Genomic DNA, 24,298 nt, shown 5'->3' with positions numbered 1-24,298 from the left:
GAGTCCAAGACCAACGTCGCCACCGCTCGGGGGCGCGCTCGGAGCCGCGCCCGCCCCGCCGCCCGCCCCACCGGACGGGTCGACGATGCACTCGATCCGCCAGTCCACACCCAGCGCGTCGGACAGCGCCTGGCGCAGCACGTCGTCGCTGTTGCTGCCGACGAAGCTGTCCCGGGCGCCGGCGTTGATGAACGAGACCTGGAGCGTGCTGCCGTCGAACCCGGCCACCTGGCCGTTCTGGCTGAGCAGGATCCAGGTGAAGCGGCGGCGGTTCTTCACCGCCTCCAGGATCTGCGGCCACAGCTGCCGGATCTGCGCGGCGCCCTGCTGCGCGGCCGCGGACGGCTGGCCGCCGGGGACCGCGGCGGGTGCGGGCGGCGCGGCCTGCACCGGCGCGGGGGCCGGAGCCGGGGCCGGGGCCGGCTGGGCGGCCTGCGGCTGCGGCACGGGCGCTGCGGCCGGGGCCGGGGCACCGCCGGCGGGCGGGAAGCTGCGCGGGATCGGCCAGGCGCCCGGTGCGGGCGCGGCGGGTGCGGGCGGCGCCTGCACGGGCTGCGCCTGGACGGGCGCGGGCGCCGGGGCGGGCACGTCCATCGCCGGGGCGGCGTCTCCCCCGGGCACGGCCACCGGCACGGCGACCGGGGCGGCCATGGGCGCCGCCACCGGAGCGGCCACGGGCGCCGCCATCGGGGCGCCCAACGGCGCGGCCGCGGCGAACCCGCCCGCCGCCGCCCGCCGCTCCAGCTTGTCCAGACGCGCCTGCAACGACAGCTCGTCGCTGTACGCGCCCGGCAGCATCACCCGGGCGCAGATCAGCTCCAGCTGCAACCGCGGCGCCGCGTTGCCGCGCATCTCGGTCAGCCCGGTGTTGACGAGGTCGGCCGCCCGGCTCAGCTCGGCCGCGCCGAACGCGTCCGCCTGCGCCTGCATCACCGCGACCCGGTCGGCCGGGGCGTCGATCAGCCCCTTCTCCCCCGCCTCCGGCACGGTGGCGAGGATCACCAGGTCGCGCAGCCGCTCCAGCAGGTCGGTGACGAAACGGCGCGGGTCGTGCCCGCCCTCGACCACCCGGTCGATCACCTGGAACACCGTCGCCCCGTCGTGCGCGGCGAAGGCGTCGACCACCTCGTCCAGCAGCGCCGAGTCGGTGTACCCGAGCAGCGCCGTGGCCATCTGGTAGGTGACGCCCTCCTCGTCGGCACCGGCCAGCAGCTGGTCCATGACCGACATGGAGTCACGCACCGAGCCCGCTCCGGCCCGCACCACCAGCGGGAAGACCGGGTCCTCGACCTGGATGCCCTCGCGCCCGCACACGTCCGCCAGGTAGTCGCGCAGCGTGCCGGGCGGGACCAGCCGGAACGGGTAGTGGTGCGTCCGGGACCGGATCGTCCCGATCACCTTCTCCGGCTCGGTGGTCGCGAAGATGAACTTGAGGTGCTCCGGCGGCTCCTCGACCACCTTGAGCAGCGCGTTGAACCCGGCCGAGGTCACCATGTGCGCCTCGTCCAGGATGAAGATCTTGTACCGGCTGTGCACCGGCGCGAAGAACGCCCGCTCGCGCAGCTCGCGCGCGTCGTCCACACCACCGTGCGAGGCCGCGTCGATCTCGATCACGTCGATCGAGCCGGGCCCGCCGGTCGCGAGGTCCCGACAGGACTGGCACTCCCCGCAGGGCGTCGGCGTCGGCCCCTGCTCGCAGTTCAGGCAGCGGGCCAGGATGCGCGCGCTCGTCGTCTTGCCACAGCCGCGCGGCCCGCTGAACAGGTACGCGTGGTTGACCCTGTTGTTGCGCAGGGCCTGCTGGAGCGGAGCGGTCACGTGCTCCTGCCCGATGACCTCCGCGAAGGTCTCGGGGCGGTAGCGGCGGTACAGGGCTAGGGACACACCACCGACGATATCGGGACGGACCGACAAACGCGTCGCCCCTCACCCCCCGGCCCCGTCCCGCACGGCCCCGCACGGCCCCGGGAACGCAAAGACCCCCCGTGCACCCGCCAGAGCCCTCCTACCCTTGCTGCCTTCCGGCCCTGGGGGGGTTCAGAGAGATGACGCCACACGAGGGGCTGCCCCCCACAGTACCGGATTCCCGCCCCAACGATCCACAGGCCACCCCCACCCTCCCGCCTGCGGGATCGATGGTCGCGAGCACCCCGAAACATGTACTAAGCTCTCCCTCGGAGGATTCGCCTAGAGGCCTAGGGCGCACGCTTGGAAAGCGTGTTGGGGGCAACCCCTCACGAGTTCGAATCTCGTATCCTCCGCCTTCACGAAGGCCCGGACCGCTCAGCGGTCCGGGCCTTCGTCGTCTGCTGGGACGGGCCGGTGGTCCCGGCCTGGAACAGGGCGAACCAGCTCTCCGTTGCGGCGCTGTCGTGACGGGCACCGACGTGGCCGGACCGAACGACCCCGCCGCGAAGCCCCGCCGAAAGCTGTTGATCAGAAACGGTTCAGGTTCTCATCGGCAGGAAGGATCTTCACCGGGGTCGCCTGGTCCGCCTCGGTGGTTGTGGCCGCGTCGGCTGCTTCCCGGAAGGCGAGGACCGCCTCGCCGTTCTCCCGCGCCCAGGTGGTGAGCAACCTGATGGGCTCCTCCAGGGTTCGCCCCAGATCGGTCAGGCCGTATTCCACCCGCGGCGGCGCCTCGGCATACGCGTGCCGCTCGACGAGCCCGTTGGCCTGGAGCCGGCGCAGCGTCTGAGTCAGTACCTTGCGTGAGATGCCGCCACTCAACTCGACCAGCTCGCCGTGGCGCAACGGGCCGTCGGTCAGCGCGAAGAGCGTGACCATGGACCACTTGCTGGCGATGATCTCCATGGCCAGGAGAGCGGGGCAGTCGGCGAGGAAGGCGATTCCGGGTCGCTGGCTCATACCCCGAAGGTTACCTGGAGGTACCTATCGGCCGCCTATCGTCGTCGAGGTGCGCACGTCCCTTGCTCGCATCTCGCACGATTGAGGTTTCAGCCGTGTTCGTCTCCCTTGCCGTCGTCACTGTGTTCATGTCGGCCGTTCTCCTGGTATCGGCCGGGGCCAAGTCCCTGCGGACGCGGCACATCACCGAGCAGATGTCCACCCTCGGAATACCGCAGGGCATGATGGCTTTCCTGATCGGCGCTCAGATCGCGGGCGCGGCCGGTGCGATCGCCGGACTCTGGTGGGGACCCGTCGGAATCGCCGCTGCGATCGGCCTGACGCTCTATTTCGCCGGGGCGGTCGCCTCCCACCTGCGAGTCGGCGACCGCAAGGGCGCGCTTCCGGCGGTGGTCCTCACCATGGCCTCCATCGCCCTGATCGCACTGCGCGCCGCCACCCTCTGATCCGCCGAGAGCAAGGACCCCGGCGGACGGCACCGAGGAGAATTGGAAAGCGTGTTGGGGGCAACCCCTCACGAGTTCGAATCTCGTATCCTCCGCCTTCGCCCGCCAGGGCAAACGAAAGGCCCCGACCGGTTGGCGGCAGTTTCCAGGGGCCTTCGTCGTCTCGTGGTTGCAGTTCTGGTTGCGGTCGGCCGGCAACCGGCTCCTGGATCGTCAACGCCTTCCGCATCGGGCCACACCTCGGCCCGCCCCGGCCGCGGGCAGCATCAGGATGAAGACCGCCGCCACCGCGACCTCGTGGTTCCCCCGGGCAATCCCCGCCTGCGGTTGACAGCCTCAAGGAGGCGGGCGAAGTGTTGATAGCAGGGAGGAGGCCCCGACCGGAACCACGACACCGTCCCCGGTCTCCGCTGGAACACTCCGGGACCGGCACACGCGGAGGCGTCTCGCCATGTCCTTAGTCACCGTACCGACCAGGCTCGCGCCGGCCGCCACCGGTTCGGGCAACCTCACCGCCGTGGCTGCGGTCGACGCGAACGGTGCCATCTACTTCACCTGGTGGCCGCTCGGCCAAGGTGCCAACGGCTTCACGGAGCTGCCGGGCAACGGCCGGACCGGCACGGCCCCCGCCGTCGCACTGGTCGGCCCACAGCACAACTACCTGTACGCCCTCGTCAAAGGCATGGGCGACACCGCCGACCTCTACCTCAACCAGGGCGTCCTCGGCGGCAACTTCACCGGCTGGAACGACATCGCCTTCGCGACCAGAACCGCCCCCGCCATCACCGCCGCCGACAACACCATCGCCATCGTCGCGACCGACCCCAACGGCCACATCTTCTACAGCCACTGGCAACAGGGCGGCGCAGGCACCCCCTTCGTCGAACTCAACGGCGACGGCCAGACCGACGCCGCCCCCGCCGCCGCACTCGTCGGCCCACAGCACAACTACCTGTTCGTGGTGGTCAAGGGCCTCGATGGCAACCTGTACGTCAACCAGGGCGTCCTCGGGGGCGCGTTCGTCGGTTGGAACCCCTTCTCCCCGCCGCCTCCGCCGCCGGTGAAGCCGGTCATCGATTCCTTCACCGCCGCACCGGTTCCGGTTCCGGCAGGCGGGACCGTGACGCTGAACTGGAGCGTGTCGAACGCCGCCAACATCTGGTTGTTCTACCAGAATGCCGGAACACCCCAGGGTGCCTTCTCCGGTGTCGGGACCTGGAAGGACAAGGCTGTCGCCAGTATGTCGTTCAACAGTCAGACCTACGACACCACCTGGCGGCTGACCGCCGCGAGCACCGACAACCTGTACACCCACCAGGACCTGTTCGTCCCCCTCGCGAAGGGCAACCCGCCTCCCCCCGCCACCGGTTCGCTGTTCGCAACGCTGGCCTTTCAGACGCTGGCCAGTATCCAGCCGACCTTCCCCGTCACCCTCACGGTGTCCGGCAGCCGCGTCGGCGCGCCGAACCCGCCGAAGGCCGGGGACACCTTCCAGGCCTCCACCACCGCGCAGGTACCAACCGGGAGCCCGCGCGAAGTACTCACCGTCAACCCCAGCGGCCTGAACCAGGGGACCTGGAACGTCACTTACACCGCACCCGGGGTCATCAATCCGCACACCTGCCCCAACGTCCAGGTACCCGGGATCTCCACCTACGACGTCAGCGGTGCCCAACCGACCTGCACCCAGGGCCTGTAGCGATTCGGCGCCGTCATCGCGACGTGAGCCCCGCTACGCTCGGTCTCGAAGTCCCATGCGGTGACAGCCCATTGCTCGGGCATCGTGAGGTCGAGACGCTCGCCACCGGGCCGGAAGGGCGCGTTCGTCCGGTCGTCGCGACGGCCCGGACCGCAGTGCGGTCCGGGCCGTCGGGTTCCCGGCGCGGCGGTCAGGGCGGGGTCACGGGGTGCGGGCCGGCTGCCGACGGGTGGCGCCACCGGCGGGGGACGGGTCGGGTACGGAGTGGGTGGCGGGCGGGGCCGGGCGCAGGAGGAGGGCGCAGGCGAGGGCGGCCAGGAGGGTGAGCGAGGCGGACACGAGGAGGCAGAGCCGCATGCCGTCGAGGAAGGAGCCGCTGAGGGCGGTGAGGGCCTGGTCGGTGGCGGTGCCGAGGTCGAGTCCGGCGACGGCCGCGAGCCCGTGGTCGCGGGCGGTGTCGAGGACGCGGCTACCGGTTTCCGCCGGCACGCCGGCATCCGCCAGGCGGCCGGGCAGCGCGTCGAGGGCGCGCGTGGTGAGCAGGGCGCCGAGGACGGCGGGGCCGAGGGCGCCGCCGACCTGGCGGAAGGCGTTGTTGCCGGCCGCGGCCATGCCGGCCAGGTGGTGCGGGACGGAGGAGACGGCGGAGGCCGTCATCGGAGTGAGGACGGCGCCCATGCCCAGGCCGAGCAGGACCAGCCGCCAGGCGAGCGAGCCGTAGGAGGTGTGGGCGTCGATGCCGGTGAGCGAGAGCAGCGAGCCGGCCGTCAGCACCAGTCCGACGGTGATCATCACGCGGGCGGGCACCCGGTGCATCAGCCGTCCGACGGGGATGCTGGTGACGAGGGACGTCCCGGCCATCAGGACCATCCGCAGTCCGGCCTGGAGCGTCGTCAGGTGCTGCACCATGCCGAAGTACAGGCTCAGCACGAAGAAGAAGCCGATCAGCCCCAGGAAGCTGATCATCGCGACCAGGGCGGTGGCGGTGAACGCCGGGCTGCGGAACAGGGCGAGGTCGAGCATCGGGCTCGCGCTGCGGTGCTCCACGACGACGAACACGATCGCGCTGAGCACGCCGAGCACCAGGGCCACGACCGCGGCGGGCTCGCCGAACCCGTTCGCGCCGCCCTCGATGACGCCGTAGACGACCGCGGTGACGGCGACGGCCGCGCTGATCTGGCCCGGCCAGTCGAGCCGACGACCGTGCGGCGCGCGCGAGTCGGGCAGCAGGAACGCCGAGACGACCAGCACGATCAGGGACACCGGGACGGGCAGGAGGAAGATCCAGCGCCATTCGACGTGTTCCAGCAGCCCGCCGGCGATCAGCGGGCCCACGGCGAGCGAGGCCAGCAGGGACATCGCCCACAGTCCGATGAACCTGCCGCGCTCCCTGTGGTCGGGGACGGCGTGGCTGATCAGGGCCAGCGTGGTGGGCAGCAGGGCCGCCGCCCCCAGTCCGGAGGCCGCCTGCCCGGCCCACAGCATCTGCACCGAGTCGGACGTCAGGGAGATCGCGGCTCCCAGCGCGCAGAAGGCCATGCCCGCCTGGAACACCCGCTTGCGGCCGTGGACGTCGCCCCACACACCGGTGGTCAGGATCAGCGCGGCCATCGGAAGCACGAACGCGTCCGGCACCCAGGACAGCTGGGCCGTCGAGGCGCCCAGTGCCCGCTGGATCGCCGGCAGGCTCACCGACACGGTGGTCACGGGCAGGTAGGCGACGAAGACGCCCAGGCAGGCCATGACGAGCGTGGCGGCCCGTCCGGCCCTGGGGCCTTGCGTCGTGGCGATCGTTGCGGAGTTCACGAGGACTTTCCTTCGACTGCGGGGGTGCCTCGCCGGCACCGGCTGCTGGACGGGCGCCGCCGTCCGGCATGCGCCCCGCTCCGGGGCCGGGCACACCGGCGGAGCCGCCGACCAGCTTCGGCCCCGGGGGCGGCGATTCCCCAAGCGATCCCGGCCGGTGTCACACAACCCTCAGATCCGCTCGTGTCCGTGTGATGATTTCGCCATGCCTGACGAGCTGGACCACAAAATCATCCACGGACTCCACTGCGCCCCGCGCGTCTCCTTCCGCCGCCTCAGCGAGGTCGTCGGGGCGTCCGAGCAGACCGTGGCGCGCCGCTACAACGCCCTGCGCCGCGACGGGGTCCTCCGCATCGTCGGGCTGAGCAACCCGGCGGCCGACGGCCGGGCCGAGTGGGTCGCGCGGCTGCACTGCCGCCCCGACTCCGTGGGGCCCCTCGCCGACTCGCTCGCCCGCCGGCCCGAGGTCGCCTACGCGAGCATCGCCTCGGGCGGGTCCGAGATCATCTGCGTGATCCGCTCACCCGCCGGCACGGCCCGGGACGACGTCCTCCTGCGACGGCTCCCCAAGGCCGCCTCCGTCCTCGACCTGAGCCTCGACCTCCTCATCCACGCCTTCGGCTCCCCCGGCACCGGCGGCTGGACCCGCCGGGAGGGTTCCCTCACCGACGACCAGGTACGACTGCTGACCGCGGACCGCCCCACCCCCGCTGGCCGCCCCCTCCCCCCGCCCGACGAGGACCTCCCCCTCCTCGAAGCCCTGGCGGAGGACGGACGCGCCTCCCACACCCGCCTGGCGGAGGCCACCGGCTGGTCCAAGCCCCGCGTCGCCCGCCGACTGGAGGCCCTCGAAGCCACCGGCTCCCTCGTCTACGACGTCGACACCCTGCCCGAACGCCTCGGCTACGAACTCAACGCCACCCTCTGGCTCCAGGTCGCCCTGCCCCGGCTCCAGCAGGTCGGCGAGGAGCTCAGCAGGCACGACGAATGCGCCTTCGCCGCGGCCACCAGCGGCAAGCACAACATCATGGCCATCGTCATCTGCAAGGACACCCCGGACTTCTACCGCTACCTCAGCAGCCGCTTCGCCCACGTCGAGGGCATCAACGGCTACGAGATCAGCGTCCGCGTCCGCCGCCTCAAACAGGCCGCCTCCCTCATCCACCACGGCCGCCTCGTCCACCCCTCGCTCGCCTGACCGCCGGGCACCGCCCACCCTTCCGGCGCGCATGTCGGGACCGGACGTGTCTACCGTGGGCTGGGAGGGCTTGCTGCTCCACGGCAACAAGAGGCTGCGCCGGGGATTCCACCGCGCCGTTCCGGTCCAACGGAGGCAAGCCATGACAGCGACGACCGCGCACCCGGTACAGCAGATGAAGACACCGAGAGCGGCGGCCGTGGTCGGCATCGTCTTCTCCGTGCTGCTGGCCGCCGCCATCGTGCTCGTCCGCGTCGTGTTCCCCGCGCTCCCGCCCGGCACGGAGCAGTGGCACGCCAGTGCCTCCGGTCGGCAGGCCCTCCGGTGGGCACTGGCCCTTCTGCCGTTCGCCGGCATCGCCTTCCTGTGGTTCATGGGCGCGATGCGGGCCTACGTCGGCGCGGCCGAGGACAAGTTCGTCTCCACGGTGTTCCTCGGCAGCGGCGTGCTGTTCGTCGCGACCCTGTTCGCCCTGGCCACGACGGCGGGCAGCCTGCTCGAACTGGCCGAAGCGCAACACGGCGCACCGACGCCGCAGCTGTGGCAGTCCGGCCGCCACCTCACCTACACCCTGCTTTCGAGCTACTGCATGCGCATGGCCGGCGTGTTCACCCTCTCGACCACGACGATCGGCCGCCTCCTGGGGCTCTTCCCCCGCCGGCTCGTGTGGCTCGGCTACGCGGTCGGCCTCGTCCTCCTCTTCGTCGTCACCACCGTGCGCTGGTCCGAGCTGGTCTTCCCGTTCTGGGTCCTGGTGGTCAGCTGCCACATCCTGATCGCCCAGCGCGGGACCGGGTAGGACCCGGTAGGCCCGGGTGGGCCCGGGTGGGCCCGGGTGGGTCAGGGCTGCGGCTGGAGGAGCAGTTGCCGGAGTTCGGCGGTGCACATCATGTAGCCGTCCGGGGTCGGTACGTGGTCGAGGTAGTGGGCGAGGTCGGCGCCCAGGGCGAACACCCGTACCGGGGTGCCGGCGGTGTGCGCGGACTCCACCACCCTGCGCACGCCGTCCATGACGGCCGGGTGCCGGGTCTGGTAGGACTCCGCCACCAGGTGGTTGCCGCGGTCCGCGGCCAGGTAGAACTGCACCAGGTCCTTCACCCCGACGAACAGCTCGCTGGCGCCCGCGGCGCAGATCTCCGCGGTGGCGTGCACCGCCGCGGGTGTCTCGATGAACGCGGACAGGGGTACGTCGGCGGGCAGCTCCAGGTGCTTCCTGAGCTGGGTGAACTCCTCGGCGTCGTTGAGGAACGGCACGGAGAGGTGCACGCGGCCCGCCTCGTCGCCGAGCCGCTCGCGCAGGGCGCCGAGCACGGCGTGCAGCGCGTCCCGGTAGGCGGTGGAACCCAGGAGCCAGCGCGCGCCGTGCAGGCCCAGCTCGGGGTTGGGTTCGACCGCGACCGGGGCCAGCTCGGTGACGCTGGCGGCGTGGTCGGAGCGGAGGTCGAGAAGCCTCAGGACCAGCCGCTGGCCGGGCAGGAGCGCCTCGACGAAGGTGCACAAGCGGTCCGCGATGGCCCGCCCGTAGACCGCCGTGTCGGCCGGGCCGCCCTCCAGGGAGTCGAGCGGACTCAGTGCCGCCGCCAGGCAGAGGAACTCCTCCCGGATGAAGAAGGAGCCGACCCGTCGCGCGTTCGGCCCGCACGAGTTGATCGTGCGGATGTCCTGGAGGTCCGCGATGACCGCGCACGCCGAGCCGAGATCGCCCGGCGAGGGGCTCCGGGGCTCCGAGCCCGGATCGGCCCCGGCGGTCGTGCCGGGGCCGATGACGATCGAGCCGTCTTCGAGGTCCAGGGTCACTTCGCCGACCAGGTGGGCGAGGTCCTCCTGGTCGACACGGAGCACGGGGATGCCCCGGCCACGGCAGAGGGACTGCATGTGGCCGGTCAGCCCGCCCGAACCGCAGACGACCGCGCGGGCGGCCACGATCGCTTCGTACAGACCCGCTTCCAGGGAAGGGGCGACGAGAACGGATCCCTCAAGCGGAGTTCTGGTGCGATTGCAGGTGCCTCGCAAAACGCTCTGCGTACCACCGGTCAGCAGGAATCCCTGAATCCGTCGCCCGTTCAACTACTCCTCCAAATCTACGGCGTTCGCTATCCCCAGTTGTCGGCGCAGCTGCCGTGGTGTCACGGAGACATCGGTGAGCCGTTCGACGGCGGCCCGGTTGACGGCCACCCTCATCAGCCGGTCCTGCCGGTCGGCGTCCGCCGGAAAGGCCGGACGTCCACGCATGGAGCGGATGCAGGCTTCCAGCCGGGAATCGAGCAGCTCCCGCTCGCTCCGGATCCGTGAGGCCATTCTCCTCACCTCCAGAACGACAGCGTCCTCGAATCCCCCTCGGGCCGCTTCCTCCAAATTGCCGACACCACCCCGGCGTTGGTCAGCGCTTTGAACCAATACGGCCTCTTCCAGTTCCAGTTGCTCGATCGCGTGCGCGGCGACCGCGATCGACTGGTTCTTGATGGCGGCGAGGTTGAAGGCGAACGCACCGGTCCGGCCGTTCCGTACGATCTCGTCCCCCTCCCTCAGCACGCCGACCGCGGAGACCGGACCGGCCGGCTCCCCGCCGGGGCTCAGCAGCGTCCCCCGTTCGTCGACGTCCAGGCCGCGCCCGGTGCGTTCGTGGGGCGCCGCGATGCCCTTCCGGAGGAGGTTCCTCCAGAGCGGTTGGTCGACCCTGCCGTAGTCCGACTCCCGGCCGAAGTTGGACACCACCAGGTCGGCCTCGATGGCGCGCCCGCCTCCCGGTTCCTTCTCCGACCCACCCTCCGGGGGCGCGACCGACACGACCAGCCGGCCCGACTCCAGCGGGGTGATCCCCTCCACCTTTCCGACGACCAGCTCCACCCGCCCGTCCGCCCCGCGCATCCCGCGCTCGACGACCGCCATCGTGTACTCCACCGCCCCGACCCGCACGGCGGCTATCGCGGTGCCGAACTCGTCCAGCAGGCTCCGCAGTTCCGCGGAGGGTATCCGCTCGATGGCCTCGGGAAGGTGCGGCTCCCACGCCTTGGCCACCCGCTCCGCGACCACCACCGGATCGACGTCGGGATGGTCCCGGGCGACCGACGCGCACGCCGCGTCCCACTCGGTCCGGACCCGGGCGAGGAACTCCTCGCGATTCCGGTAGGGCTCCAACAGCGATGCCGGACAGGGAAGTCGTAACACCCCGTGCTCGTGGCCACCGGGGTACGCCCGGAACATCGTCCCGGTCCTGGAGATCAGATGGATCCTCCCGGTGTGACCCTGCCGCAGCAGGAGGCCCGCGGAGTCGTAGGCACTCAGCACGGAACCGACGATCGCGACGGTCGCCCCGGAGGGGAGTTCCGTGAGCTTCCGGATGCCGGACGCGGAGTACGGGTTCCGCACGAAGGACCCGTGCTTGAGCACCTCGGCGGCGAACGGCGGCTCCCTGAGTTCGAGACCGGTCGCGAGCACCACGCGCTCGGCCTGGAGTACGGCCATCTCCGAACTCCGGCCGGCATCGGTCGTGGTGAACCGACGTATCGTCACCTCGATTCCCGTGGAGCGCACTTCCATGTCGACGGCCTCGCCGTCCGCCTCGACCAGCACGACGCCGGGGCGGGCTTCGCGCCCCGCCTCGGCCAGCCGGTCGCACAGGTAGTCCTGGAAGAGCCGTCGGGGCGCCGGGCCGTGCTCGACGAACCGGTGCCCGGCCCAGGGCTCCGGCCAGCCCCCGCGGTCGGCCTCGCCGTTGGCCCAGTGGACGAAGTCGAGGACGTCCTCCCGGAACACCGACATCCGGCCCGCCTGGATGTTGAACACGTGGTCCCAGGGGTTGCCGTTCCGGTGGTAGGCGACACCGGCGGAGCGGTAGTCGGATCTCCGCTCCAGCAGGACGATCTCGATCGGTCTGCGCGCGAAGTGGAGCATCCTGATCGCCGTGGCGGTGCCCGCCAGGCCTGCCCCGACTATGAGAACTCTTGGGCGGTGCTTGCTCGTTCGACTCATGGTCAAGCCTCCCCGTCGAAGGATGGGAACCCGGCCCTGCCGTCCCGTGCAGGGCGCGGGAGCTGCTGACGAAGTGCGACTTTGAAGGAGGGAGGTGCTGTCCGGACTACGGCGTTCCACCCTCTCCCGGGGCTGATCCCCGGCAACGCGGCCATGGACGTCACGTCCGCGCACAAGGCTAGGGGCCGGCCCCGGTGCCTGAGGTCGTATCGTGCCGAATGGTGGCGAACAACGCCGCAGTCGCCTCCGGGTGCGCACGGGGTCGTCCGCATCACAGGGCGCCCGGGGAGGCGCATGCGCCTCCCCGGCCCGGCCGCTCCCCGCACACCGTCGACCTCCGCCTGCGCAGCGTCTTCCGGAAGCTCGACCTCGGCTCCCGCGTCGAACTCGCTCGCCACGCCCGCCTCCGGCCGGCCGGACCGCCGCGCAGGCCGGCGGCGGGCTGATCCCGCTACCCGCCGGCCCGCCCGACGGACCGGGCGGTGTCGAGGCGGTGCAGCTGGTCGGCGTCGAGGCGCAGCTCCAGGGCCGCGAGGGACTCCTCCAGTTGCGCGACGGAGCTGGCGCCGATGACCGGGACGGTGGGCACGGGGTGGGCCAGCAGCCAGGCCAGCACGACCTGGTTGACGGTGGCCCCGGTCTCGGCCGACACCTCGGCCAGGACGGCCAGTTGGGCCTCGGCGACGGGCCACCGGTACTGCTCGGCGAGCGGCCGGTCGGGGCGGCTGTAGGCGCCGCCGAGGAGCGGGGAGTAGGCGAGCAGCACCGTCCCCGGGTGGTCCGCGAGGTGGTCGAGCAGGTCCTGGTCGGCGTGCCGCTGGATGCCGAAGTCGGCGTCCGGCCGGGGCCGCAGGTAGGTGTGGCGCTGCTGGACGAACCGGTAGCCGGGCCAACCGCGCGCCGCGGCAAGACCGTTGGCGGCATCCACCTCGGCGGCGGTGTGGTTGCTGCAGCCGAGGTGGACGGCCTTGCCCTCCGCGACCAGCTCGGCGTAGGCGCCGAGGGTCTCCTCGACCGGGGTGGCCGGGTCGGTGACATGCGCGTAGTGCACGTCCAGGCGGTCGGTGCCGAGCCGGCTCAGACTGCCCTCCACCGCCCCGCGCAGCACGGGCGCGGACAGGCCCTCCAGGTGCTCGGGGTACGGCAGTCCGGGCACCGGGCGGGCGCCGGACTTGCTGGCGAGCACCAGGGAGTCGCGGTTGCCGCGGCGGGCCATCCAGCGCCCGAGCAGCTCCTCGCTCTCGTGGCCCGTCCCGCCGGGGGCCCAGACGGCGTAGTTGTTCGCGGTGTCGACGAAGGCCCCGCCGGCCTCGGTGAACCGGTCCAGGATCGCCGTGGCGGCCTCCTCGTCCACGGTGGTGCCGAAGGTCATCGCGCCGAGGCACAGGGCGCTCACCGTCGGCCCGTCAGGTCCGGTACTGCGCTGGAGCATTGATCGTCCTCCGTTCGGGTGTTCGAACCACCCGGACGCTACCCGAGCGGTCCGCACCCCGCCCGCGGATGTCCGATTCCTTCAAGACCGCCCGCCCGGCCGCCGCCTACCGTGGCGGCCATGAACAGCACACCCGCACCGCAGCTCGCCTTCATCGGCCTCGTCGTCTCCGACATGGCCGCCTCGATCGCCTTCTACCGGCGGCTCGGACTCGTCTTCCCCGAGGGTTCCGAGCGCGAGCCGCACGTCGAGACCGAGCTGCCCGGCGGGCTGCTCCTGGTGCTCGACACGGAGGCGACCATCCGTTCCTTCCACCCCGCCTGGCGCCCTCCGACCGGCGGCGGCCGTACGGCGCTGGCGTTCCGCTGCCAGAGCCCGGCGCACGTGGACGCGGTGTACGAGGAGCTGGTCGGCGCCGGCCACCACGGGGAGCTGAAGCCCTGGGACGCCTTCTGGGGCCAGCGGTACGCCGTGGTGCACGACCCGGACGGCAACGGGGTCGACCTCCTCGCGCCGCTCGTCTAGAAACGCCTAGGGCCCCAGCAGCACCGTCACCGGCAGCCCCGCCAACTCCCGCACCTCGCGCGCCAGATGGGACTGGTCCGCATAGCCCGTCCGGGCCGCCGTGTCGGCGAGCGGGACGCCGGCGCGGGCCAGGCCGAGGGCGCGCTGGAGGCGCAGGATCCGGGCGAGCGTCTTGGGACCGTAGCCGAAGGCGGCCAGCGAGCGGCGGTGCAGCTGCCGGGCGCCGAGCCCGACCGCCTCGGCCGTCGCCGCGACGCCGTGCCCGGCAGCGAGCGCCCGGGCCACCGCCCGTACCAGCGGGTCCTCGGGCGGCGCCTCGGCCGCCAGGCGCAGCGCCAGCCGCTCCAGGGCGGCGGCCGGGTCGGCCGCGGCGTCGATCCGCTCGGTGAGGCGCCGCACCTCGGCGGCGGGCCGCAGGTCGGCCAGGTCGACCCGCCGGTCCCGCAGTTCGTGCGCGGGCACTCCGAGCAGCGCGGGGGCGGCGCCGGGACGGAGACGGACGCCCGCCCACGGTCCGCGCTGCCCGGGCCCGGGGCGGAAGGCCCGGGTGTCGGGGCCGGCGACCAGCAGTCGGCCCTCGGTCCACAGCAGGTCCATGCAGCCGTCCGGCAGCACCAGCCCGTCCGCGCCGCCACCACCGCTGTCGGCGCCCGCGCCCTTCGTCCACACCACCGCACCGGGCAGCCGGGACGCGCGCTCCGCGTAGTCGGTGGACATGCTCGAAGGCTACGCGCCCCGGACAGGCCGACGGCCCCGACCACACGAGCCGCACGAGGCAGCCGGGGTGGTCGGGGCGATCAGGGCCGTCCGGTCCGTCGGGGCGCGGGCTCAGCCCGCCGCCTCGACAGCGGACTCGGCAGCGGGCTCGGCGGGCGCCTCCGTGCCGCCCTTCGCCCGGTCCCGCATCAGGACCAGGGTGAGCGCCGCGGCTGCCAGGACGGCGACGCCGCCCGCCGTGAAGGTGGTGGAGGTCGCGGTGTTGAAGGCCTCGCGGGCGGCGCCGGCCAGGGCGTGGTCGCCGGTGGCGGCGGAGACGGCGAGCGCGTCGGTGATGGCGTGCCGGGCGGGCTCTGGGGCGTCGGCGGGCATCGCGCCGGTGTAGGTGCTGGAGAGCACGGTGCCGAGGATGGCCACGCCGAGCGCGGAACCGGACTGCTGGATGGTGTCGTTGAGCGCGGAGCCGACGCCCGCGTGCTCGCCGGGGATGGCGCCCATCAGCGCGTTGGCGGCGGTCGGCATGCCGAGGCCGGAGCCGATGCCCAGCACCAGCATGGCCACCGCGACCTTGCCGAAGCCGTCGCCGACCGAGAGCGTGGCCAGCAGGACGAACCCGGCGGAGATGATCACCATGCCGACGGAGGTCAGCACCCGGGCCGGGACCTTCCTGCCGAACGCGGCGCCGACCGCGTTGAACACCAGCGAGGCGATGGCCAGCGGGATGAAGGCCAGGCCGGTGTCGGTGGGCGAGAAGTCCAGCACGAACTGCACGTACTGGGTGAGCACCAGCATCAACCCGCCGGTCGCGAAGGTGAGCAGGACCAGCGAGAAGCTGGCGCCGGTGAAGACCCGGTTGCGGAACAGCATGAGCGGGACCATCGGCGAGTCGGTGCGGACCTGCCGGACGGCGAAGCCGGTCAGCGCGGCCACCGCGACGGCGAGCGCGCCGAGGGTGTTGACATCGGTGAAGCCGTCCCGGGGCAGCACGATGATCGACCAGACCAGGGCGGTCATGCCGACCATCGACAGCACCATGCCGGGAAGGTCGGGTCGGCGCCACGGCCCCTTGGACTCCGGCATCAGCAGGACCGCGGCGAGGATGGCCACCGCCGCGACCGGCACGTTGAGCAGGAACACCGCGCCCCACCAGAAGTGCGCGATCAGCGCGCCGCCCAGCACCGGGCCGCCGACCAGGCCGACCATGGCCACCGCGCTCCAGGCGGCGATCGCCTTGGGCCGTTCCTCGTCGTCGAAGACGGTGATCAGGATGGACAGGGTGCTGGGCATGACCAGCGCGCCGCCGACGCCCATCAGGACGCGACCGGCGATCAGCTGGCCCGGGCTGTCGGCGACGGCCGCCACCAGTGAGGCCGCGCCGAACAGTGCCAGGCCGATGATCATCACTTTTCGTCGCCCGAAGCGGTCGGAGAGGCTGCCCGTGGTCAACAGCAGCCCGGCGAAGACCAGGATGTACGAGTCGATGATCCACTGGATGTCCTGCGCGCCGGCCTTGAGGTCCTCGGCGATCGGCGGGATGGACACCGTGAGCACCATGTTGTCGATCACCAGCACCAGGCTGCTGAGACAGAGCACGATCAGGATGAGCCAGCGACGCGGGTGACGGTCCACCGCGATTCCCCCTTCGATGAGCCGCACGGAAGCCGTACGGAGGTCGTCGTGGGCCCACCGTCCACAGCCCCCGGCCGTACAGTGTGCGCCACGCCGAACACTGTACGGACGCCGCACACTGTTCGCAAGGCCGCACAGTGTGCGACGCGGGCCTATGCTGGACCGACCGCACCCGGACGAGGGAGCAAGTGGAAGGAGGGTCTGATGACGGCCCATTCGGAGGACGCCCCGACGAACAGCCGGACCGGCTCGCAGCCGACCGTCACGTCGCCGTGGAGCCGGCCGCAGCGGCGGCGCGAGCAGCCCGCCCTGAGCCGCGACCAGATCGTCGCCGAGGCCCTCGCGCTGCTGGACGCCGACGGCATCGAGGCGCTGAGCATGCGCAAGCTGGGTGCCCGCCTCAACGCCGGCGCGACCTCGCTGTACACCCACGTCGCCAACAAGGAGGAACTGCTCGCCCTGGTCGTCGACCAGGTCTTCGGCGAGCTGTCGATCCCCCAGGCCGAGGGCGCCGAGGACCCGAAGGTCTGGCGCGCGGCCCTCATGGACTGCGCCCAGGTCATGCGCGCCCTCATCATGCGCCACCCGTGGATGGTCTCGGTGATCGGCGACGCCGGGATGATCTACTTCGGCCCCAACTGGATGCGCATCTCCGAGGACGGCCTGGCCCTGATGGAGGCCGCCGGCTTCGGACTCGCCGAGGCCAACGACGCGATGAGCGCGATCATGGGCTACACCGTCGGGACCGCCTGCGTGGAGGCCTCCTGGCTGAGCGCGCTGAACAAGAGCGGCGAGGACGAGCAGGAGTTCATGAACCGGATGCTGCCCGCCGTCATCGAGGCCGCCAAGGACTACCCGCGGCTGCACCGGCTGTACACCATCCAGGTGCCGGCCGAGATCGACGAGGGCCGGGACAGCGGCTTCACCCGCGGCATCTCGGTGATCCTGGACGGGATCGAGGCGGCCTGGGCCGCGCGACGCGACAGCTGAGCCCGGACCGCCCCGACGGGCGTCAACTCCCGCTCAGCGCCTGCACCTCCGCGTAACCCGGCACCGGTCCGACCGGCTCGCCCGCGGCCACCGCGCCCGCCGTGGCCACCGCCGCCGCCAGCGCCGCCCGGTACAGCAGCGATCCGAGGCTGACCCGGGCCACCCCGAGCCCGGCCAGCTCGGCGAGGCCCGGACCGGTCGGCGTCCAGAGGATGTTGAGCGGGACGGACACCCGGCCGACCAGCCGGGCGATCGCCGCCGACTCGGCCAGTCCGGGGACGAACACGCCGTCCGCACCGGCCTGCTGGTAGGCGTCCAGGCGCCGCACGGCCTCCGCCTCCGGGTCGTCGTGGCCGCACCAGTGGGTGTCGGTACGGGCGTTCACGAACAGCTCCGGCACGGCCGCCTTCACCGCCGCGACCTTCGCCGCGTGGAGGGCGGACGGCGCCAGCGTGCCGTCCGCCCGGCCGTCCTCCAGGTTGATGCCGACCGCCCCGGCCCGCGCCAACTCCACGGCGAGGGCGGCGACCTCCTCCGGATCGTCGCTGAACCCGGACTCCACGTCGACACTGAGCAGGAAGTCGTCCCGGCCGAGCCGGCGGGCCAGCCGTACGGTCTCCGCCCGGGTGGCGGCGGCGCCGTCGGGCAGCCCGGCGGCGGCCGCCACGCCCAGGCTGGTGGTGCCGATCGCGGTGTGGCCCGCGGCGGCGAGGGCGACGGCCGAGGCGTGGTCCCAGGCGTTCGGGAGCAGCAGCGGGCGGCCGGGGCGGTGGTGCAGCGCGGCGAACGGGGTCATCGGGGCGGGGTGGGTCATCGGGTCTCCTCCTTCGTGAACGCGCCGACGGAGTCGGCGTAGTAGCCGGACGATCCGGCCAGGTGGCAGACGATCTGCCGGAAGCTCCAGCCCGTACCCGGCGAGTCGTCCAGCCGCTCCTCCGGCAGCGCGGCGACCCGCTGGGCCCAGATCCGTCCGATCCGGGTGAGCCGGCTGCGCGCCTCGTCCAGGTCGGCGGCGGTGAAGGGCGCCAGATCGGCCGGGGTGGTGACGTTGGAGGCGTGCCAGTGGTCGGGCTCGGTCGGCTCGCCGGCCAGCCGGGCCTCCAACTCGGCCAGGTGGTCGAGGAGATGGTCGGTGATGCGGCGAACGGCCTTGTGCGGCGTGTAGGTTCGTCCGTCGGCGTTGACGATCGGACGGCCGTCCCAGGCCGTCCAGGTGGCGGCCAGGGTGAGCACGTGGCCGATCGACTCCGGGATCAGGGCGGCGAGTTCGGCCTTCCCCAGGGCCCGCTCGGGCGGCGTCGACCCGTCCGACGGGTCGGAGGCGCCGTACAGGATGCCCTCGGCGATGGCCAGGGCCTGCGCGCGGCCGGGGCAGAGCCGGGGCGGGGCGCCGAAGGTCAGCGGCTCACGGCCCGGCTCGCGGTCCCGCTCCTGAGCGGCTGCGAGGTCCAGCAGGACGTGCGCCCCCGCGGGTACGGCGACCCCGGCGACCTCGGTCGCCCGGGCGGCGACGCGGCGCATCGTCCGTACCGGCGGGTCGTCCCACAGAGTGGCGGCCGGACCGCCGGTACCGCGGCGGACGTGCTCGACCAGGCTGGCGGTGGCGTCACAGGCCTGGACCAGCAGGCCGATCCGGTTCGCCGCGGTCTCCTCGTCGGCGTCACCCATCGCGGGCAACAGCCGGGCCACCGCCGCGTCCGCCTCGGCGTCATTCCGCTCGGCACCGCCGGGCGAGGTACCGCCCCGCTCGGCACCGCCCGGCCCCGGCAGGAAGTACGCCCGGGCCACCGCCCTGACGTCCCGGGCGACGGCCTCCGGCTCGGCCAGCCCGAGCGCCGCCGCGAGCACCCGGACCACCCGCAGCCGTACGTCCGGCTCGAAACCTCCCGCCGCCAGGATCCTCAGCGCACCCGGGTCCAGCCGCTCCAGGTCGGCCAGCACCAGCGCCCGGCGCCGGGCGTGCGCCTCACCCGCGCTGAACCGGGCGACGGTGGCCCGCAGCCAGGCCACCGTGCCGTACGGGCCGGGCTCGGCCGGCAGCGGGACCAGCGCCGGATCGGCCAGGGCGGCGGTCACCTCCTCGTACCGGGAGAAGGCCTGTTCATGGCCCGGAAGCGACGGACTCACCGTGGAAGTCCCCGTGGAAGTCGCCTTCGAAATCGCCGTGGATTCGCTCATGCCGCCATCGTCGGCCCGGCTCGTTTCGGCCCCGGCCGAACTGTCCCGGGCCGACCATGGCGGTATGTCGGATCATGGAGACATGCCCCAGGACCACGGCGGCCCGGCCCTCGCCGCCTTCGCCGCCCTGCTCGCCGACCCCACCCGTGCCGTCTTCTGCAGCGCCCTGCTCGACGGCCGCGCCTGGACGGCCGGTGAGCTCGCCCGAACCGCGGGCGTCGCACCGTCCACGGCCAGCGAGCACCTGTCCCGGCTGGTCGCGGGCGGACTGCTGGCGGAGGAGCGGCAGGGCCGGCACCGCTACGTCCGGCTGGCCACGCCCGCCGTCGCCACCCTGCTGGAGGACCTCACCGCCTTCGCCGAGGCCTCCCACGGGGGGCGGCCGGCGCCCCGGAACCTGCGCGAGGCGACCCGGCGGAGCGCCGAGGCCCGCGCCCGGACCTGCTACGACCACCTGGCCGGGGGGCTCGGCGTGGCCGTCGCCGACGCGCTGCTCGCCCGCGGTCTGGTCACCGCCGAGGCCGGGCTCGCCGTCACCGAGCGCGGCCACGCCTGGCTGGCCGCGCAGTCCATCGAGCTGCCACCGCGTGCCGGCCGCCCCGGCGGACGCCCGGTGGTGCGCAGCTGCCTGGACTGGACGGAGCGCCGCAGCCACCTCGGCGGGGCGCTGGGCGCGGTGCTCTTCCGCACCGCCCTGGACCGTGCCTGGGTGGAGCGGATCGGCTCCGGACGGGCCCTGCGGGTCACCCCGGACGGCGGCCGGGCGCTGCGCGAACTCCTCGGCGTCGAACTGTGACTCCCGCCGAGCAGTGACGCACGTGGCACCATGCCGCACGTGGCACCGTGCCGCACGTGGAACCGTGACGCACCCGGGCGGGCGGTCACCCCATCGACTTCGCCCCGTCCAGCGACTCCCGGATGATGTCCGCGTGCCCGGCGTGCTGCGCGGTCTCGGCGATGAGGTGCAGCAGCACCCGCCGGGCCGACCAGCTCGCCCCCTGCTCGAACCAGGGCGCCGGCGGCAGCGGGTGGGCGAGGTCGAGGTCGGGCAGGCCGCGGACCAGCTCGTCGGTCTCCCGCGCCACCCGCTCGTACTCGGCGAGCAGCCCGGCCAGCGTCTCGCCCTCCGCCATCCGGAACTGCTCCGCCCAGTCCTCTCCGCCGCTGCCCCCTCCGCCGCTGCGCATCGCCTCCGCGCCCCCGGTGATGAACCGCGTCCAGATCGCCTCGACCGCGGCCACGTGCTTGATCAGCCCGCCCAGGGAGAGCTCGCTGGCCGTGGTGCGCCGGGCCGCCTGCTCGTCGGTGAGGTCACGGACGGTGCGCCGCAGCAGGCCGCGGTGCTTGCCCAGGGTCTCGACGAATTCCTCGCGCTCCCCCATCAGACGTCCACCGTCCTCGGCCGCTCGCCCACCGCCCGGCCCGGGTCGATGAGCGCGAAGCCCGCGCCCTGCGGGTCGCCGACCGCCGCGAACCGGCCGAACGGACTGTCCATCGGCCCGAAGTACACCGTGCCGCCGTGTTCCGTCACCCGCTCGGTCGCCGCGTCGGTGTCGTCCACCCCGAAGTAGACGCTCACGTACGAGGGCGCCTCGGGCGGCAGGACGTCGCCCTCCGCGCTCATCCGGCCCAGCACCGGCCGGTCGCCGACCTGGAACAGCTGGTAGTCGACCTCCTCCGAGTCCATCTTCCGCACGCCGTACGGGAAGACGGCCGGGAAGAAGGCGTCGGCCTTCGCGGGCTCGCGGGTGATGACCTCGGCCCAGCTGTACGCGCCGGGCGCGTCCTGCCGCTCGAAGCCGCTGTGGCTCCCGGCCTGCCAGACGCCGAACTCGACGCCGCCCGGGTCCTTGGCGAGCACCATCGTGCCGAAGTCGCCGACCTGCGTCGGCCCCGTGACCACCTCGCCGCCGTTGCCGCGGATCCGCTCGGCGGTGGCGGCGGCGTCCGGCGAGGCGAGGTACAGGCACCAGGCGGGGTTCGCCTGCCGGCCGGGCGTCGGCGGCACGAGTGCGGCCACCGCCTTGCCGTCCGAGAACGCCCGCGTGTAGGTGCCGTACTCCGACGAGCTCTCGCCGAAGGTCCAGCCGAGGACGTCACCGTAGAAGGCCTTGGCGCCCTCCAGGTCGGTGACCGTCGCGTTGGCCCAACAGGGTGTGCCCTCAGGTAGCGCAGCCATCTCTCTGCCCTCGTGTGTGGCGGCGGGCGCGCGTCGAGAAGCACACGCCCCTCGAATCGACAGCCTAGCCACGGGAGCGCGCACCCGCGCGGGGGCGGCCCCGCGCGGGTGCGGCGGCGAGGGCCGCCTCCGCCCGCGGCCTCAGCTCAGTGGCAGGCGCAGCGAGGCCGTGCCGAGGCCGGTCGGGCCGAGCGGCAACGCACCGGTGCGCGACCGGGGCACCTCCCCGGCCGCCGCTCGGACCCGGGTGGCCGCCGCGAGGTCCCGCTCGGCTCCGAAGTGCCGCTCCAGGTCCTCGGTACGGTACCGACGGCAGCCCTCGTGCCAGTTCAGCACGCCCGCGAGCCAGTTCTCCAGCTCCCGGACGTACCCGTCGAGCACCTTCCGGGCCTCCGCGTCCAGCCCCAGGTCCTCGTACAGCACCGGGAGTTCCTTCTGCGCGACGTGCTGGAACTGGTCCAGCCGCGAGTGCATCAGGTCGTCGACGATCCGGACCGCCGACGGGTAGTCGCAGGAGAAGAAGTTCTGCACCACCAGGACGAGGTTGTGCAGCTCGCCCTCGTACTCGACCTCCTTCTGGTACGAGAAGAGGTCGTTCACCATGGCCCCGTAGTCCATGGCGGAGTTCTCCAGGGCGCGCACCGAGCCGTGCCGGTACGCCTCCTCCGGCACGGTCCGGCCGTGGCCGAGGCGGCTGAGGGCGGTGGTGAGCTCGGAGCCGAAGGTGGAGCGGCGCATCTCCAGGTAGTCCACCGGGTCCGGGACGCGGTGCTGGATCTGGTTGGCCAGCTCCCAGATCCAGCTCGCCGTCATCACCTCGACGGCCTCGCGGAACCGGCCCCGGGCCTCGACGGTCATCGGGCCGGCGGTCCGCTCCCAGAGGTCGGCGAGGCCGCGCTCCAGTGCGTTGGCCGGCTCGGGCACCGGGCCGCCGTCCAGCGGCATGAACAGCGGCAGTCTCGCGTTGGCGGCCTTGGCTCCGGCCAGGTCCCGGGTGCGGCCGAAGACCCTGGGGAAGTAGTCGTCCGCCCAGGTGCCCCAGGCCAACCAGGCCGAGGCGATGTCGAGTTGGTCGGCGGTGGCGTCCGGGTGGAGGCCGGCCGCGCAGAGCGCGAGGTCGTAGTCGCGCATCGACTCGGCGTCCCAGATGCCGGAACCGGGCACACCGGGGTGCTCGGACAGCAGGCCGACCCGGTCGGCCCACTCGACCACCCGGTCCCGCGCGCCGTCCAGGTGCGGGCTCAGCGTGAGGGTGAACGGCAGCCTGAACTCCGGCAGTTGGACCGGACCGACGGCCTGGAACGGCACATGGGAGTGCGCCCGGGCCCGCCGCCGCTCCGACCGGGCGGCACCGGACGTGGCGGCACCGGACCCGGCGGCATCCGGCGGGGCGGTCGCGGGAGCACTCGCGGCACCCTTGCGCAGGATGTCCAGCGCCGAGGTGCCGATCCCGCCGATCGCGTACTGGTCCCACCAGTTGCCGGTGGCGGACTGGCCGGGCAGCCCCGGCAGCCCGCCGCCGGCGCCCGGCGCCACCTCAGTGGCCGAACCCGCCCCCGCGCCACCGCCGTTCATGTAGCGACTGGACCGCAGGTGCCACTCGTGCCCGCCGGCCTGCCAGTCCTGCAGGCCCTTGACGTACGCCATCACCCGCGCGCAGCCCTCCGGGTCGAGCCCGGTCTCGGCGAACAGCACCGGCAGTTCGGTGAACACGGTGTTCTCGAACTGGTGGAGCCGCGAGGTGAGCAGGTCGTTGACCGCGTCGGCGGCCTCCTGGGTGGAGCACTCCAGGAAGCGCTCCAGCACCAGGATGCCGTTGCTCAACTCGCCCTCGTCCTCCACCTCCCGCTGGTACGAGAAGATGTCGTTGCGCAGGTGCACACCGTCCGAGAAGGCGTCCATCAGCACCCGCAGCGCGCGCGAGCCCGAAACCTCCTGCGGCACCTCGGCGTTCGCCGCGTACTCGACCAGCTGCGCGGACCACGGCGCACCGCCGACCTTGCGCCGCATCTCGATGTACTCCACCGGGTTGGCGATCCGGCCCGCGTTGATGTTGGCGAGCTCCCACAGCGACTCGTCGAGCAGGTTGCGGGTGCTCTCGGCGAACCGGATCCGCCAGTCCTCGCCCATCGCCGGAACGGTGCGCCGCCACAGGTCGGCCAGACCCGCCTCGACCGGGTTCTCCGGCTCGGGCACCGGAGTGGCCGGATCGGCCGGCATGAACAGCGGCAGCCGGTCGAGGTGTGCCTTGCCGGCCTCGCGGTCGTTGGTGCGCTTGTACATGTCGAGGAAGTGGTCGTCGAAGAAGAAGACCCAGACGTACCAGTCGGTGACCAGCGACAGCACCTCGGCGGAGGCGTCGGGGTGGGTGTAGGCGCAGAGCAGCCCGTAGTCGTGGGCCTCCAGATCCGCCTGGTCCCAGATTCCCGATCCCTCCAACATGCCCATCTCCCGGGCCCATCCGGTGGAGTGGGCCCGCGCCTCGTCCAGATGGGGGTTGAGGCGCGCCGGGTGCGGCACGTAGAAGGACGGCAGTTCGAACGGCTGGGTCACGGCGGGCGGGCCTTTCTGGACGCGTCGATCGATTGGACCAAGAATGACCCGCCGCCGACTCCCCGCACCGACACAACAGAAATAGTCATATGAGACGACTCATCAA

At 72.8% G+C, this 24,298-nt stretch carries 20 protein-coding genes, 1 tRNA gene and 1 other RNA gene; 8 read left to right on the top strand and 14 right to left on the bottom strand.

Annotated features, from left to right (window positions below; all coding sequences use genetic code 11):
* Together RZ50_RS09255 and ffs are read right to left on the bottom strand one after the other, a co-directional pair.
* On the bottom strand, positions 1–1,884 hold a 1,884-nt coding region (locus RZ50_RS09255), incomplete at its 3' end, for a DNA polymerase III subunit gamma and tau (RefSeq protein ID WP_217680334.1).
* Between the two features lie 90 nt (positions 1,885–1,974).
* An RNA gene (gene ffs / locus RZ50_RS09250) (signal recognition particle sRNA small type) lies at positions 1,975–2,065 on the bottom strand.
* Positions 2,066–2,176: 111 nt separating this feature from the next.
* Here ffs and RZ50_RS09245 point away from each other — a divergent pair.
* A tRNA-Ser gene (locus tag RZ50_RS09245) sits at positions 2,177–2,261 on the top strand.
* A gap of 175 nt (positions 2,262–2,436) precedes the next feature.
* Here RZ50_RS09245 and RZ50_RS09240 read toward each other — a convergent pair.
* Positions 2,437–2,868: a helix-turn-helix domain-containing protein gene (locus tag RZ50_RS09240; RefSeq protein ID WP_196948309.1), complete on the bottom strand. Its 432-nt coding sequence runs from the start codon at positions 2,866–2,868 to the stop codon at positions 2,437–2,439.
* Between the two features lie 95 nt (positions 2,869–2,963).
* On the opposite strand from RZ50_RS09240, the gene RZ50_RS09235 reads away from it, so the two are divergent.
* Together RZ50_RS09235 and RZ50_RS09230 are read left to right on the top strand one after the other, a co-directional pair.
* Positions 2,964–3,314, top strand: a complete 351-nt coding sequence (locus RZ50_RS09235; RefSeq protein ID WP_196948318.1) for a DoxX family protein — start codon at positions 2,964–2,966, stop codon at positions 3,312–3,314.
* A gap of 451 nt (positions 3,315–3,765) precedes the next feature.
* Complete coding sequence (locus RZ50_RS09230) at positions 3,766–5,013, top strand: hypothetical protein (protein WP_196948310.1); 1,248 nt, start codon at positions 3,766–3,768, stop codon at positions 5,011–5,013.
* A gap of 201 nt (positions 5,014–5,214) precedes the next feature.
* Here RZ50_RS09230 and RZ50_RS09225 read toward each other — a convergent pair whose 3' ends face one another.
* Entirely contained in the window at positions 5,215–6,756 is a 1,542-nt protein-coding gene (locus RZ50_RS09225) for an MFS transporter (protein ID WP_196948319.1), read from the bottom strand.
* Between the two features lie 268 nt (positions 6,757–7,024).
* Between RZ50_RS09225 and RZ50_RS09220 the strand changes: the two genes are divergently transcribed.
* Complete coding sequence (locus RZ50_RS09220; protein WP_196948311.1) at positions 7,025–8,017, top strand: Lrp/AsnC family transcriptional regulator; 993 nt, start codon at positions 7,025–7,027, stop codon at positions 8,015–8,017.
* Between the two features lie 142 nt (positions 8,018–8,159).
* Positions 8,160–8,816, top strand: a complete 657-nt coding sequence (locus tag RZ50_RS09215) for a hypothetical protein (protein WP_196948312.1) — start codon at positions 8,160–8,162, stop codon at positions 8,814–8,816.
* Positions 8,817–8,857: 41 nt separating this feature from the next.
* Here RZ50_RS09215 and RZ50_RS09210 read toward each other — a convergent pair whose 3' ends face one another.
* The 3 genes from RZ50_RS09210 to RZ50_RS09200 form a co-directional block, all read right to left on the bottom strand.
* On the bottom strand, positions 8,858–10,084 hold the full coding sequence (locus RZ50_RS09210) for a putative PEP-binding protein (RefSeq protein WP_196948313.1): 1,227 nt from the start codon (positions 10,082–10,084) through the stop codon (positions 8,858–8,860).
* Entirely contained in the window at positions 10,085–11,989 is a 1,905-nt protein-coding gene (locus RZ50_RS09205) for an FAD/NAD(P)-binding protein (RefSeq protein ID WP_196948314.1), read from the bottom strand. It lies immediately after the preceding gene.
* A gap of 451 nt (positions 11,990–12,440) precedes the next feature.
* Positions 12,441–13,421, bottom strand: a complete 981-nt coding sequence (locus RZ50_RS09200; RefSeq protein ID WP_196948315.1) for an aldo/keto reductase — start codon at positions 13,419–13,421, stop codon at positions 12,441–12,443.
* A 120-nt stretch (positions 13,422–13,541) separates the two neighbouring features.
* Here RZ50_RS09200 and RZ50_RS09195 point away from each other — a divergent pair, with 120 nt between their 5' ends.
* Entirely contained in the window at positions 13,542–13,946 is a 405-nt protein-coding gene (locus RZ50_RS09195) for a VOC family protein (RefSeq protein WP_196948316.1), read from the top strand.
* 6 nt (positions 13,947–13,952) lie between these two features.
* Here RZ50_RS09195 and RZ50_RS09190 read toward each other — a convergent pair whose 3' ends face one another.
* Positions 13,953–14,663, bottom strand: coding sequence for a helix-turn-helix domain-containing protein (locus RZ50_RS09190; RefSeq protein WP_217680332.1), 711 nt, complete (start codon positions 14,661–14,663; stop codon positions 13,953–13,955).
* Positions 14,664–14,774: 111 nt separating this feature from the next.
* The gene (locus RZ50_RS09185) at positions 14,775–16,292 is read right to left on the bottom strand and encodes an MFS transporter (protein WP_308271544.1); all 1,518 of its coding nucleotides are present in this window, start codon (positions 16,290–16,292) and stop codon (positions 14,775–14,777) included.
* 204 nt (positions 16,293–16,496) lie between these two features.
* Between RZ50_RS09185 and RZ50_RS09180 the strand changes: the two genes are divergently transcribed.
* Positions 16,497–17,282, top strand: a complete 786-nt coding sequence (locus RZ50_RS09180; RefSeq protein ID WP_217680328.1) for a TetR/AcrR family transcriptional regulator — start codon at positions 16,497–16,499, stop codon at positions 17,280–17,282.
* A gap of 22 nt (positions 17,283–17,304) precedes the next feature.
* Here the strand turns inward: RZ50_RS09180 and RZ50_RS09175 are convergent, their stop codons facing one another.
* Both RZ50_RS09175 and RZ50_RS30100 read right to left on the bottom strand, forming a co-directional pair.
* Complete coding sequence (locus tag RZ50_RS09175) at positions 17,305–18,096, bottom strand: isocitrate lyase/phosphoenolpyruvate mutase family protein (RefSeq protein WP_217680326.1); 792 nt, start codon at positions 18,094–18,096, stop codon at positions 17,305–17,307.
* Positions 18,093–19,409 (bottom strand): hypothetical protein, encoded by a 1,317-nt coding sequence (locus tag RZ50_RS30100; RefSeq protein ID WP_308271543.1) that lies wholly within the window; start codon positions 19,407–19,409, stop codon positions 18,093–18,095. The genes RZ50_RS09175 and RZ50_RS30100 overlap by 4 nt, the downstream gene beginning before the upstream one ends.
* A gap of 133 nt (positions 19,410–19,542) precedes the next feature.
* Here RZ50_RS30100 and RZ50_RS09165 point away from each other — a divergent pair, with 133 nt between their 5' ends.
* On the top strand, positions 19,543–20,256 hold the full coding sequence (locus RZ50_RS09165; RefSeq protein ID WP_217680324.1) for a helix-turn-helix transcriptional regulator: 714 nt from the start codon (positions 19,543–19,545) through the stop codon (positions 20,254–20,256).
* Positions 20,257–20,341: 85 nt separating this feature from the next.
* Here the strand turns inward: RZ50_RS09165 and RZ50_RS09160 are convergent, their stop codons facing one another.
* From RZ50_RS09160 to RZ50_RS09150, 3 genes are all read right to left on the bottom strand, one after another.
* Positions 20,342–20,842 (bottom strand): DinB family protein, encoded by a 501-nt coding sequence (locus RZ50_RS09160; protein WP_217680323.1) that lies wholly within the window; start codon positions 20,840–20,842, stop codon positions 20,342–20,344.
* Complete coding sequence (locus tag RZ50_RS09155; protein WP_217680322.1) at positions 20,842–21,639, bottom strand: VOC family protein; 798 nt, start codon at positions 21,637–21,639, stop codon at positions 20,842–20,844. The genes RZ50_RS09160 and RZ50_RS09155 overlap by 1 nt, the downstream gene beginning before the upstream one ends.
* Positions 21,640–21,780: 141 nt before the next feature.
* On the bottom strand, positions 21,781–24,192 hold the full coding sequence (locus RZ50_RS09150; protein ID WP_217680321.1) for a terpene synthase family protein: 2,412 nt from the start codon (positions 24,190–24,192) through the stop codon (positions 21,781–21,783).
* Between the last annotated feature and the right edge of the window lie 106 nt (positions 24,193–24,298).

The organism is Kitasatospora sp. SUK 42 (genome assembly GCF_015776785.2).
Taxonomy (GTDB): Bacteria; Actinomycetota; Actinomycetes; order Streptomycetales; family Streptomycetaceae; genus Kitasatospora.
The sequence above is the reverse complement of the archived record's forward strand: the minus strand, read 5'-3'. Positions and strand labels throughout refer to the sequence as shown.